The sequence below is a fragment of the Parapedobacter sp. ISTM3 genome (genome assembly GCF_016533505.1).
In the GTDB taxonomy this organism is placed as follows: domain Bacteria; phylum Bacteroidota; class Bacteroidia; order Sphingobacteriales; family Sphingobacteriaceae; genus Parapedobacter; species Parapedobacter luteus.
In genome coordinates this window covers 309,622-322,589 of sequence record NZ_JAENGN010000001.1, presented here as the reverse complement: position 1 = coordinate 322,589, position 12,968 = coordinate 309,622, and the positions used below count along the sequence as shown (strand labels likewise).

Genomic DNA, 12,968 nt, shown 5'->3' with positions numbered 1-12,968 from the left:
GTAATAGTTTCGCATTATATACCATAACAATAGAAGACATGAACAAAACCACACTTTGGCACGGAGTCTATCCTGCACTATTAACGCCGTTTACTGCCGATGGGGCTATTGACTATGAAATGTTTAAAAAGAATTTCTTGGCGCAAATCGATGCGGGAGTTTCTGGACTTATCATTGCAGGAACGTTGGGCGAAGCCAGCACATTAAGCAGGCAAGAGAAGTTTGACTTGCTGGTGTTTGCCAAGCAGCACGTGCCAGACCATATACCTGTGGTCCTCAACATCGCGGAACAGACCACAGCAGAAGCAGTGAGCATTGCAAAGGAAGCGGAGCGACTTGGTGCCAATGCGTTGATGCTTCTTCCTCCCATGCGTTATAAAGCTTCGGATCGGGAAGTCGTGCACTATTTCAAAACCATTGCCAACGCCACGAACCTGGCTATCATGATTTATAACAATCCGGTAGATTATGCCATCCATGTGACGGTGGATATGTTTGCCGAATTGGCCGAGTGTCCTAACATCCAAGCCGTAAAGGAATCCACGCGCGATTTAACCAACATTACCCGGATGATCAATCGCTTTGGCGACCGGTTCAAAGTATTGGGTGGGGTAGACACCATCGCGCTTGAAAGCCAGTTGGTTGGTGCCCATGGCTCCGTGGCAGGCCTTGTCGACGCTTTTCCGCGGGAGACCGTAGCGATTTATCGCTTGGCCGGCGCTGGCCGATTGGATGAAGCGCTGGCCATCTACCGGTGGTTTATGCCCTTGTTGGAATTGGATATCCATCCACGTCTTGTTCAGTACATCAAACTTGCGGCAACGGCCGAAGGATTGAGTAATGAATACGTCAGGGCCCCAAGGCTGACGTTGGAGGGTGAAGAACGGGCTCGTATTCAAAAAATCATCGATGATGCGATTGCTACGCGGCCGTTATTGCCAGATTACTTAAATTTACCGCTCAATACAGCAGTAGAACAAGCATCATGAATGGAAATACCCCGATATCGGAAATCGATCAACTGGTCCAGCAGGCGCACGAGGCGTTCCTGGCGTTTAAGCGCATAAACAGCAAGCAACGCGCGGCGTTTATGCATTTGGTGGCGGATGAAATAGAGGCCCTGGGCCCCGAGCTTATCGATACTGCCAAACTGGAGACAAACCTTCCGGACGCAAGGCTGGCCGGCGAGAAAGCGCGGACAGTTTTCCAATGGCGCAGCTACGCAGATGCCCTGGAAAAGGTGCTGGACATCCGCATTGACACCGCTGACACGCAGCGCACGCCACCGAAGCCTGACCTCCGGAAGACTGCCGTGGGATTGGGTGTGGTTGCCGTGTTTGGGGCGAGCAATTTCCCGTTTGCTTTTTCTACCGCGGGTGGAGATACCGCATCCGCCATAGCGGCAGGCTGCTCAGTAATTGTAAAGACACATCCTGGCCACCCCAAAACCTCGGCGTTAATGGCCGGAGCGATTAAGGCAGCCGTACAACGTGCCGGGTTGCATACCGGTTTATTCACCGAAGTGCGTAGCGACAACGTCGAAGGCGGCCAGTACCTGGTTGCTCATCCCTTGATTAAGGCCGTCGGGTTTACAGGTTCGTTTGCGGGGGGCAAAGCGCTGTATGACCTCGCTGCAAAACGACCTGAACCTATTCCAGTATTTGCCGAAATGGGGAGTGTCAATCCGGTATTTTTGCTCCCCCGTAAACTGGAAAAGGCCGCAGCCGACGTAGCAAAGCAATATGCGGCATCATTGACACTGGGTGTAGGCCAGTTCTGCACCAATCCGGGCATTTTTGTGGCGCCGAACCATAAGGATTTACCGCAGTTTATTGATGCTTTAAAGACACTCATTGCGGATACTTCCGCAGCTCCCATGCTCCATCAGGGCATTGCCTCGGCCTATTGCAAGAACAAAGCTGCGCTATTGGCGCAAGCCGGCGTAACCGTGTTGGCTGAAGCCCCTGAAACTTCGCCGGAAACCCACGGAAACGCAACCGTCGCCACGGTCACGGCTAATCAGTTCCTCGCCAATGAACAGCTGGGGCATGAAGTTTTCGGACCATTCGGATTGATCATCACCTATGAAAATGCCCAGGAGGCCGAGGCCATCGCCAAAACGTTTCATGGAGAGCTTACAACAACGGTGCTGGCGGAGCCTGAGGACATCCACGCACACCAGTCACTGATTGAGGTGCTGACCGGCAAATGCGGGCGCTTGCTTCTTAATGGCTTCCCAACGGGGGTGGAGGTATGCTATGCTATGCAACATGGAGGCCCTTATCCCGCGAGTACGGATAGCCGGTTTACTTCTGTCGGACCGGACGCCATAAAGCGATTTTTACGACCGCTGAGCTATCAAAATTGGCCAGATGAATGGCTGCCGGACGAACTAAAAAACGCCAACCCGTTAGGAATCTGGCGTACGGTGAATGGCGAATTGACGAAGAGCAGCCTGTGATGAAAAAAACGTTCTTTTGCATCGATGCGCATACGTGCGGAAACCCGGTAAGATTGGTGGCAGGCGGCGGACCGCTATTGCAGGGCAACAACATGATGGAGCGCAGGCTCCATTTTTTGAAGGACTATGATTGGATACGGAAAGGGTTGATGTTCGAACCTCGTGGCCATGATATGATGAGCGGGAGCATCCTTTACCCACCGGTAGACCCCGCCAATGATATCGGGGTGTTGTATATCGAAACCAGCGGCTGCCTGCCGATGTGCGGACATGGCACCATCGGGACCGTCACCATCGCCATTGAGGAGGGCTTGATCATTCCGAAAAACGCGGGCAAGTTGCGCCTCGAAACCCCTGCTGGATTGGTACTTATCGACTACACGCAAGAGGGCAAAAAGGTAACGTCGGTAAAATTGACCAACGTCAAATCTTTTCTGGCAGCGGAAGGAATCACCGTTGAATGCCCCGAGCTGGGTACCCTTACCGCAGACGTTGCTTATGGCGGCAACTTCTATGCGATCATTGATCCTCAACCAAACTTCAAGGGGCTGGAGCACCATTCAGCCGACCAGTTAATCGCCTGGAGCCGCATATTGCGCCAGCGGATAAATGATCAGTACACATTCGTACACCCTCAGGATGCTAATATCAGCGGGCTGAGCCATATTCAGTGGACGGGCACGCCCCTTGACCCGGCATCAACAGCGCGCAATGCGGTGTTTTATGGCGATAAGGCAATAGACCGATCGCCCTGCGGCACGGGGACATCCGCACGCATGGCCCAATGGCACGCCAAGGGTAAACTCAAAAAGGGTGATCGGTTTGTCCATGAAAGCATTATCGGCTCTAAGTTTATTGGCACTATCGAAGATGAGGTAGCCGATGCTTTTGGCGATGGCCGCCCTGCCATCGCGCCTGGCATTGAAGGCTGGGCCATGGTGACAGGCTATAATACCATCATCATTGATGACGACGACCCCTATGCGCATGGGTTTCAGGTGATTTAGCCAGAGACGGCGGCCAGTGGCCGGTACGCGACGGTGGGTAGCCGGTGCTCGGTGATAGCGCTCAGCGTTGATTAAAGCAAATCGTATCGTAAATCGTAAATCGTAAACAAAATATGGCTTCTCCTTTTCAAGGAACCGCACTCGTTATCGGCAGCGGCATCATAGGCCTCGCCTCGGCATACTACCTGATTAAAGCAGGGTGGAAGGTGACCCTTTTGGACAAAGGTGACTTTTCGGACAACTGTTCATACGGCAATGCGGGCATGATCGTCCCCAGCCACTTCACGCCCATGGCTGCCCCCGGCATCGTGGCACAGGGTATCAAATGGATGTTCAACAGCCGAAGCCCTTTTTATGTGAAGCCCACATTGAGTCGCTCCTTGGCTTCGTGGGGGCTCAAATTCATTAAGCACGCCAATGAGCATCATGTCACGCGCTCGGCGCCGCACCTGCTTGCCCTGAATAACCTTAGCAAAGACCTTTATGATGCGCTTGCTGATGAATTGAGCGAAGACTTTGGACTCACCCACCGTGGCATCCTTATGCTCTATAAGACGGAGAAAACGGCCGAGGAAGAAATCCACTTAGCCGAGCAAGCCAAAGCATTGGGTCTTGACGTCGCCGTTTTGACGCGCGAAGCGGTACAAGCCCTTGAGCCGGATGTACAACTGGATGTTTTGGGAGCCGTGCATTACCGCAGCGATGCTCACCTCTACCCTCCTGCGCTCATTGGCGCGCTGACGGAACGTATTAAACAGCTGGGCGGCACATTAGTGCCGCATGCTGAGGTGGTGTCCATGACACGTAGCGGCGGGAAAATCACAGAAGTCATGACAACAAGCGGAGGTTTCTCCGCAGATACCATTGTCTTAGCTGCCGGCGCATGGCTGCAAGAGCTGGCCAAAAAAGCAGGGCTTTCCATTCCGTTGATGCCGGGCAAAGGGTACTCGTTTATGACAGACGCCTTTGGAGGGAAGGTAAGGCATCCGGCACTATTGCTGGAAGCCCGGGTAGCGCTCACACCCATGGGCGGAAAGGTGCGTGTCGGGGGAACGATGGAGTTGGCGGCTATCAATCACCGGGTCAATATGCGCCGTGTGGAAGGCATCGTCAACGCATTGCCTGAATATTATCCGGAATATCGATTGCCTGTACCGGACGAACAAGCTGTCTGGCATGGATTCAGGCCCTGCTCGCCGGATGGGCTGCCCTACCTGGGGCGCTCAACGACGGTATCGAATTTAATTGTCGCCGGCGGAATGGGCATGATGGGACTCAGCTTAGGGCCCGCGGCCGGGAAGCTCGTGTCTGAGCTCGCCCATCGCGGCACGACATCGGCCGACATCGCCGCTTTCGCGCCCGAACGATTCCATTAGATGAACTGCTCTGCCGCGAATGCGAAGCCGGTTACAAGAATATTACATACCATCATTTGGGACAATGATTGAATATTCTTTATTTTTGTCTACATATTCTGTAGTCATTATCGTATGCGACAATTATTTTACACGCTACTGGCGGTCATTGCTTCAGCGCTGCCAGCTGTCGCCCAGCCGGCAAGCACACCCATCGTAAACACCGAGTATACGCGCGCCAATGGGCAAAAGGTATTGTTGGGCCATTGTTCGCCATCGATGATGCAAGGCGGTATCTACCGGGAATGGTATGATCGCAGCTATGATGGCTACACCATCGATTCGGGATTGGCCAAGCAATTTGCCCCCCTCCTCGATGGCAAGGTGATAGAAGTATTTGCCGGAAGCTGGTGTGGCGATACCCGCCGGGAAATCCCCCGGCTGATGAAGCTGTTAAACTCCAGCAATTTTGACACGACCCAGCTAAAGCTTATTTTCGTTGACAATAGCAGAGATCTTTATAAGCAAAGTCCGCAGCATGAAGAGGCCGGCAAGGCTATCCATCGCATCCCGACCATTATCGTCTACGAAGACGGAAAGGAGCTTAACCGGATTGTGGAAACCCCCGTCAACTCCTTAGAACAGGACTTGCTTGACATCCTTTCGGGGAAACCCTACGTATCCAATTATTACGCAATAACATACTGGCAGCAGCAGGATGACGTCAACGAGAAACTGTCCGCAGAACGGCTGGCCGAGCTCGCGACAGCTATCAAGCACGTTTCTAAAAATGCCGGAGAACTTAACAGTTACAGCTATGCGCTTGCCGCACAGGGGCAACTTACTGAAGCCGCCAATGTACTGGAGTTAAATACGCTGTTGTATCCAGCTGATCCGGTGAGTTACTTAAGTTTAAGTAAGCTTTATCGCCAAGCTGGCGAGGTAAAGCTTGCACAGAAAAACTTGCAGAAAGTGCTCGCCCTCCAACCGGATAACAGCGAAGCCGCCGAGCTGCTGGAGCAGCTATAGCCCCTACTCACCGAACAGTTCGGCGTAGGTTTTTTCCAATGCAAACATCTCGTCGCGCAGCTTGGCAGCTTGTAGAAAGTCCATTTCCTTGGCGGCCTTTTCCATATCTTTGCGCACCTTGTCAATGGCCTGCTTCATCTGCGGCTTGCTCATGTACTGCACCAACGGATCAGCCGCAATGCTACTGGTTGGCTCGGGCTCGACATAGATCTTGGCTTCACCGCCCTTAAAATCAGCAACCGATGTCTGTTCTAAAATAGCTTCGCGCGACTTGCCTACGGTACGCGGCGTAATACCGTGCTCCTCGTTATAATGTATTTGTTTCGCTCTACGGCGGTTCGTCTCCTCGATGGTCACCCGCATGCTGTCGGTAATGCTATCGGCATACATGATTACCCGTCCCTTGTCATTACGGGCAGCGCGGCCAATCGTTTGGATAAGCGACCGCTCTGACCTCAGGAAACCCTCTTTGTCGGCGTCCAAGATCGCCACCAGCGTAACCTCCGGCAGGTCCAGCCCCTCGCGAAGCAGGTTAATCCCCACTAATACATCAAACTCGCCCAAGCGCAGGCCACGCAGGATCTCCACTCGATCCAAGGTCTTGATTTCGGAGTGGATATACCGCACTCTGATGCCCAGCTTGGCCATGTACTTGGTCAATTCTTCAGCCATGCGCTTCGTCAATGTAGTGACCAAAATTCGTCCGCCTTCCTTCGTCACACGATCAACCTCATCCAACAAGTCGTCTACCTGGTTAATGACCGGCCGGATTTCAATCACCGGATCGAGCAAACCTGTGGGCCGGATGACCTGTTCCACGACGACACCTCCCGTCTGCTGCAGCTCATAATCACCGGGCGTAGCGCTCACATAAATGGTCTGCGTCACCAACGATTCAAACTCCGGAAAATTCAAGGGCCGGTTATCCAAAGCCGCCGGTAGGCGAAAACCGTATTCGACCAAGGAAAGCTTACGTGACCGGTCTCCGCCGTACATCGCTCGGATTTGGGGGATGGTCACGTGGCTCTCGTCGATGACCATCAGGTAGTCATCGGGAAAGTAATCCAGCAGACAGAACGGACGCATTCCCGGTTGCCTGCCATCGAAAAACCGCGAATAATTCTCGATACCGCTACAATATCCCAACTCACGCATCATTTCCAAATCATAATTCACACGTTCTTCCAGGCGCTTGGCTTCCAAAGGTTTGCCATCCAACAATAGCTGTTCTTTACGTAGCTCCAGCTCTTCTCCTATCGCCCAGAGGGAGTTGACAAACTTTTCACGTGGCGTCACAAACAGGTTAGCCGGATACAAGGCCATGGTTTCCGTCCTTTCCAACGTTTTGCCCGAGATGGGATCGATGACACTGAGCTCATCGATTTCATCACCAAAAAAGGAGATGCGATAAGCCTCGTCCATGTAGGCAGGAAACACATCGACCGTATCTCCTTTGACACGGAATGTCCCGCGTTTAAAATCGGTCGTTGTCCGGGCATACAGGATCTCCACGAGCCGATGCAGGAACGCGTTTCGGCTGATGGTGGTACCTACACCAAAACGGAATACCGAGCGGGAAAAGTCTTCCGGATTGCCCATACCATAAATACACGATACGGATGAAACAACGATGACATCGCGCCTGCCGGACATTAGCGCCGAAGTCGTGCGCAAGCGCAGCTTCTCAATTTCATCATTAATGGCCAAGTCCTTTTCAATGTATGTATTGGAGGACGCGATGTAAGCTTCCGGCTGGTAGTAGTCGTAATAAGACACGAAATAGTTAACCGCATTTTCCGGAAAAAACTGCTTAAACTCCCCGTAAAGCTGGGCGGCCAACGTTTTATTGTGGCTTAATATCAATGTGGGGCGTTGCGTTTGCTGGATAACATTGGCAATGGTGAACGTCTTGCCAGAGCCGGTCACCCCCAGTAAGGTCTGGTACATTTCGCCGGCATTGACACCTTCAACCAATTGACGGATAGCCTCAGGTTGGTCGCCCGTAGGCGTATATTCAGAGGTAAGCTTGAATTTCATCTGACAACAACAATTAAAACCAAGGAAGACCTGGATTGTTTAAGACCAAGATAACAAAGATAACAAAAAGCACCGGAGAATTCGTTATATTTGAAACATGGTCCATGTCTTAACGCAACAAAACAGCATCGTCAATCATATTCTTGCAGAACTACGTGACATTGCCGTACAACAGGACCGCATGCGCTTTCGACGCAACCTCGAGCGCCTGGGCGAGATCTTTGCCTATGAAATCAGTAAGACACTGGCCTACGAGCCTGTCGAAATTGAAACACCACTGGGCATTGCCGAGACCGCACTCTTGCCCGAACAGCCGGTACTTGCCGCTATTCTTCGCGCTGGAATACCGATGCACCAAGGCATGCTCCATGTATTTGATCAGGCCGATTGCGCATTTATCGGTGCCTACCGTAAGACTAAGAAGAGCGGTGCTTTCGAAATCCGCAAAGAATACGTAAGCAGTGTCAATCTGGATAACCGCATCCTGATTTTAATTGACCCGATGCTGGCTACAGGGCGGACGGCAGTGCTCACCTGCAAAGAGCTGCTGGATGACTACACCGTCAAATCGCTCATCATCGTATCCGCCATTGCCAGTGAAGAGGGGATTGCACATGTCAAGGCATATCTTCCGCAGGCCCAGCTGTGGGTGGGCGATATCGATAGCGAACTTACCAGCAAAGCCTATATTGTACCCGGCTTGGGTGATGCGGGCGATCTGGCGTATGGGGTTAAAGATAGCAACTAATTTGCTAACAACGAGGGCGTACGGTTGGCGAAGCGATACCCTAAGCCCAACATCAGGTAGTTCGGCTCACGGAAATCCTTCAGGTTATGACCAATGTGGAGAAACAAGCTCCTCGTTGCCCTCACCTTTAACGCTATCGCTTGGTACGTGCCCCGCAAATCTCCACCCTTATGGAAAACATTGGCGCCTAAGCCCAAACTGATAGTGAAAATGGGCATGACATACTCACCCCTGATTGAAGTCCCCAATGCCATCTGCCGATCCCTGTCGGGGGTAAAAAACACCTGGTCGGTACCGGCGATGTAATCCGCTGTGTAAACATTCGCGCTGCCATCATAAATCGCGTCCAGTGAAACGCCGGCCCGGAACCGGTATCCAAAGTTATACATCGGTGCAAAATATGCCCCTATCACGGCGTACTTGTAGGGCGACGCCACCTGTGTTCCCAAAAAATCCACGCCCGTTCGCTTCCAGGAGCCGAAAACGACCAGATCGTAACTCACATGCTTTGGAAATCCGGGCCGCTCCCTGTCGTAGATTTGGTCCGCATCATCCGGTTCCGGCGGCGAGAAATCATACAGCACCCCCATCTTCACCCCCAAGGTATTCAGGCCGGCATTGGGGAACTCGGTATTGCCATTCGAAAAGTGGGTGGCATCGATGCCGCCCATAACTGCCCAGCGGCGTAAGGGCTTCCACCTGATGTGCAGACCCGCATTGAGGTATGCGTTTACCTCCGAACCCACGATGATGTTATTTGGATTAGTCATAGGATGATAAGGCTGCCATCCGGCGGATAACCCAAAATTCCATTCGTAGTCCAATGAAACACGGGAATTTATCCGCATGATTCTTGACCGCTGAAACATGTAGGCGGCCACGGGACTGCCTAATTCCAACCGGTTGCCAAAATCAAAGTATGCGACACCTATACCTTGATACGTCCCGGAAAATACACGACTACCCAATGAGCCCCTGGGGAAACCAAAGGAATAGTTCATATGAGCAGACCATGAACGTTTGATGGGTAACCGGCGTTGGTTTGCCCCGTCGAAGAAAGACACGGACGGCATCACCAATGCGGGCCTGAAGGTGACTGCCACCTGATGGTCAAACCGCCCCAGGCCGGTGACTACCAAGGAGTCCTGATGGCTGGCTTGGCCAAAGGCGAGTAATGGACAAAGCAAGGATAGTGCTGCTAACCCGAGGTTCAGAAAATTTGACATAAATGTTTATGAAGACATCAAAAAACCGAAGCAAGTATAACAATTTCAAGTGGAAAAGAAGTTTTCAGCCGATGGCCAAGCATTTCAATTTGTCGCTATGCGATTTCCGTCCGGATTGGTCTTTATGCCTGCTGCCCGCAAGCTGAGGTCTGCTGCGCGTCGCCCGCGTATCGGCTCGCGCTACCGCTATCGGCGCTTTTGTGTTGAAAACCTGCTTATTGTTAATAAAAACATAATACTAAGTTATTGGTATTAAGGGCTTTTTATCGGTAACTTTATATCGTATTCAACAACGTTCTTTTCCGTATCCCTCAATCCCATCTAATATGACTTGGAAAAAATTCAGCGGCGAGCCCATCCGCCAGCCCATTCTTGATGAAGTATCTACCACCATTGCTCGTGAATACCTGTTGGGCAATAAGCTTAAGGTATGTATCGGCACAGACTCACAAGTAAAGGGTGCCATCACCGAGTTCGCCACCGTTATCGTATTTGTACGCGAAAAAAAAGGTGGCTTTATGTACATCCATCAAGATCGCACAACTCAAAAAATGAGCATTAAGGAGCGCATGTTGGCTGAGGTACAGCGCTCCATCGAAACCGCATACGCGCTGTGCGATTTGCTTGACCGTTATGATGTGGATCTGGAGGTACATGCGGACATCAACACCAACCCCATGTTCAAATCTAACCAGGCCCTGCATGATGCTATGGGATATATCCTCAGCATGGGGTTTGTATTCAAGGCCAAGCCTGAAGCTTTTGCCAGCTCAGCCTGCGCGAATAAGGTGGTGCAATAGCCACTAATACACCACCACTTCATCCGCAAGCAGCAACGCATTCCGTACGTTGGTTGCCACAATACGCAGGTAACGCGCGGTTTGCGCGGTATCGAATTTCAATTCGAAAGTTCTTACCTGCCTGAATTTTTCTTGAGGAGACGCGCCATTCACTAAGGTGCCTGCTTCCCGGAAATTCTTGCCATTGTCCGAAAGCAGCACTTTCACTTCCCCCGGCTGATAGGCGTTTATTGCAGGATCTTGCAGGAAGCTTATCGCTACGTTATTCATTGATTCACGCCGCTCGAAATCTACCGTCACGTCAATATGGTTTGTAAAACCCTGCCATTGGCCGTCATCAGCATGTTTTCCGCCCTTCTGTCCGTTTAGGAGCGTGCTTTCTGCCTGAGCAGGATAGGCGTCATCCCACGACGTCTGATAAGTAATGCTTTTTCCAATGGCCTTGTGAATATCTGCTTTGGCCGCAGCGACAGGCCCTACGCGGCCCGAATCAACAAAATAAGCTGCCTTGACTACCGCAGGTACGGCCAGCTCGATGGGCTTCGTGTAAACCGGTGATTCGGCATCCGGCTCTTTACCGTCTGTCGTATAGCGAATACCCGGCTCACGTTGCTCCGTGGCCATGGATATGGTATTGGTCAATGTATCGGCATTGAAGTCTACGGCGATATCCACCTCATAGGAGGGCCTGTAATAGTTGACATGCAACCGTTGCAGTAACGGGTAGTGGTGCTGCAAGCGCCGTTGAAAATCGTTCCAATCGCGATCAGCCGGTGCAGACCACACCACCTCGGCCAACGCCAGCGCACGCGGGAAAACCATGTATTCCACATGGTCAGCGGTAGGCATGTATTCAGTGCGGATATTACCTTGTGCACCGAGCACATGCTTTCGCTTATCTGCCGCTATGTCGTCGGATACAGGCTCATATCCGTAGACTTTCTGCACTGGTGTGTAGCCGCCGGCAGCTTCAGGCTGGGTCGATGGATTGCCTTGATAATGATCAAAATACAGGTGTGAATCGGGCGTCATAATGACATCATGGCCAGCATTTGCCGCTCGGATACCACCAACAGCACCTCGCCAACCCATAATCGTGGCATCAGCAGGAAGCCCTTCCCCCAGAATTTCATCCGGCCCTATCAGTTTCCTATCGTACGACTGCAAAAAGGTATTCAACCGTTTTACCACATCACGTTGCAACTCGTTGACATCTTTCAGGCCCTTTTTCTCCATCAACGCCTGGCATTTAGGGCATGCTTCCCAAGCGTTGCCGTTGGCCTCATCGCCGCCGATATGGATGTAGGTAGAAGGGAAGATATCCACGACTTCTTCCAGCACATGCCTCAGGAAGGTAAATGTCTCCTCGTTGCCGATACAAAATTCACCGTGTTGATAGGGCCTTCCCGTGCACGATAGCTGCGGATATACAGCCAACACTTCGTCAGCATGCCCCAGCACATCGATTTCAGGAACGATGGTGATTCCTTTTCGCTTAGCATAAGCGACCAAGTCCCTTGCCTCATCTTGGGTATAATAACCACCGCTGGCATTGGGGTGGCCTGCAGGCAGGTAACGACGCCCATTTTGCCACCAATCTTTCCAACGGGTATGCGTACGCCAGGCAGCTTTCTGCGTAAGCTCAGGATACCGCTTGATTTCCAAGCGCCAACCCGGTCCGCCCGCAAGATGCCAATGGAAGCTGTTGAACTTGTAAAGTGCCATGATATCGATGAATTTCTTGAGGAAAGACACGGGATAAAAATGTCCCGAGACATCAAGATGAAGTCCACGATAGCCAAACCGGGGCTTGTCCTCAATGAGCATGGCGGGCAATACACCCCCATTTGGCAATGTATACGCCAGCTGCATCAACGTCAATATCCCATAACGCATCGCAGTTGGTTGATGCGCCGTAATGGTGATCCCGCTTGTATCGATGAGAAGCCGGTATGCATCTGGCGCCAACTTGTCAATATCACGAGCCTCAACAAGGCGTACGCCGGCCTCCGGGATACGCCTATGCGACTTTATACGCTCAACGGGTGCAAAGGCAGCAAAAGGATGATCGTCCAGCAAAGCAGCAACCTCGAGAAATGGTTCAAAGGCGTAACATGGCGTATTGGCCGGAAACACGAATTCCCCTTCGTGAATTTCCAATGTTTGGGGTTTGGGAATGATGGAAACCTGATGTTGGGCACGGGCAGACATTACCGCAATCAACGGTATAACCCAAAAACCCAATATCAACCGAGGTGCATATTGAGTCATGCGATCTGTTTGTTTAATGTATCTGTTACAAACT

11 protein-coding genes are annotated in these 12,968 nt (G+C 51.8%); 8 read left to right on the top strand and 3 right to left on the bottom strand.

What is annotated here, in order from left to right:
• Positions 1 to 38: 38 nt before the first annotated feature.
• From JHJ32_RS01425 to JHJ32_RS01405, 5 genes are all read left to right on the top strand, one after another.
• On the top strand, positions 39 to 989 hold the full coding sequence (locus tag JHJ32_RS01425; RefSeq protein WP_079714833.1) for a dihydrodipicolinate synthase family protein: 951 nt from the start codon (positions 39 to 41) through the stop codon (positions 987 to 989).
• Positions 986 to 2,461: an aldehyde dehydrogenase (NADP(+)) gene (locus JHJ32_RS01420; protein ID WP_200119334.1), complete on the top strand. Its 1,476-nt coding sequence runs from the start codon at positions 986 to 988 to the stop codon at positions 2,459 to 2,461. The genes JHJ32_RS01425 and JHJ32_RS01420 overlap by 4 nt, the downstream gene beginning before the upstream one ends.
• The gene (locus tag JHJ32_RS01415; RefSeq protein ID WP_200119331.1) at positions 2,461 to 3,468 is read left to right on the top strand and encodes a 4-hydroxyproline epimerase; all 1,008 of its coding nucleotides are present in this window, start codon (positions 2,461 to 2,463) and stop codon (positions 3,466 to 3,468) included. The genes JHJ32_RS01420 and JHJ32_RS01415 overlap by 1 nt, the downstream gene beginning before the upstream one ends.
• Positions 3,469 to 3,581: 113 nt before the next feature.
• Positions 3,582 to 4,844 carry an FAD-binding oxidoreductase gene (locus JHJ32_RS01410; RefSeq protein WP_200119329.1) on the top strand — a complete coding sequence of 421 codons (1,263 nt, stop codon included), beginning with the start codon at positions 3,582 to 3,584 and terminating at the stop codon, positions 4,842 to 4,844.
• 114 nt (positions 4,845 to 4,958) lie between these two features.
• Complete coding sequence (locus JHJ32_RS01405) at positions 4,959 to 5,852, top strand: thioredoxin family protein (RefSeq protein WP_079714829.1); 894 nt, start codon at positions 4,959 to 4,961, stop codon at positions 5,850 to 5,852.
• Positions 5,853 to 5,855: 3 nt separating this feature from the next.
• Here the strand turns inward: JHJ32_RS01405 and uvrB are convergent, their stop codons facing one another.
• Positions 5,856 to 7,889 (bottom strand): excinuclease ABC subunit UvrB, encoded by a 2,034-nt coding sequence (gene uvrB / locus JHJ32_RS01400; protein ID WP_079714828.1) that lies wholly within the window; start codon positions 7,887 to 7,889, stop codon positions 5,856 to 5,858.
• Between the two features lie 97 nt (positions 7,890 to 7,986).
• Here uvrB and upp point away from each other — a divergent pair, with 97 nt between their 5' ends.
• Positions 7,987 to 8,637 (top strand): uracil phosphoribosyltransferase, encoded by a 651-nt coding sequence (gene upp / locus JHJ32_RS01395; RefSeq protein WP_079714827.1) that lies wholly within the window; start codon positions 7,987 to 7,989, stop codon positions 8,635 to 8,637.
• Here upp and JHJ32_RS01390 read toward each other — a convergent pair.
• Positions 8,634 to 9,863: an acyloxyacyl hydrolase gene (locus JHJ32_RS01390; protein WP_200119327.1), complete on the bottom strand. Its 1,230-nt coding sequence runs from the start codon at positions 9,861 to 9,863 to the stop codon at positions 8,634 to 8,636. The two genes, upp and JHJ32_RS01390, sit on opposite strands and share 4 nt — an antisense overlap.
• A gap of 49 nt (positions 9,864 to 9,912) precedes the next feature.
• Here JHJ32_RS01390 and JHJ32_RS01385 point away from each other — a divergent pair, with 49 nt between their 5' ends.
• Positions 9,913 to 10,119 carry a hypothetical protein gene (locus JHJ32_RS01385; RefSeq protein WP_139378466.1) on the top strand — a complete coding sequence of 69 codons (207 nt, stop codon included), beginning with the start codon at positions 9,913 to 9,915 and terminating at the stop codon, positions 10,117 to 10,119.
• A 70-nt stretch (positions 10,120 to 10,189) separates the two neighbouring features.
• Complete coding sequence (locus JHJ32_RS01380) at positions 10,190 to 10,663, top strand: ribonuclease H-like YkuK family protein (protein ID WP_079714825.1); 474 nt, start codon at positions 10,190 to 10,192, stop codon at positions 10,661 to 10,663.
• Between the two features lie 3 nt (positions 10,664 to 10,666).
• On the opposite strand, the gene JHJ32_RS01375 is transcribed toward JHJ32_RS01380, so the two are convergent.
• A complete protein-coding gene (locus tag JHJ32_RS01375; protein WP_200119324.1) occupies positions 10,667 to 12,934 on the bottom strand; it encodes a family 20 glycosylhydrolase in 2,268 nt (755 codons plus the stop codon).
• Positions 12,935 to 12,968: the final 34 nt, after the last annotated feature.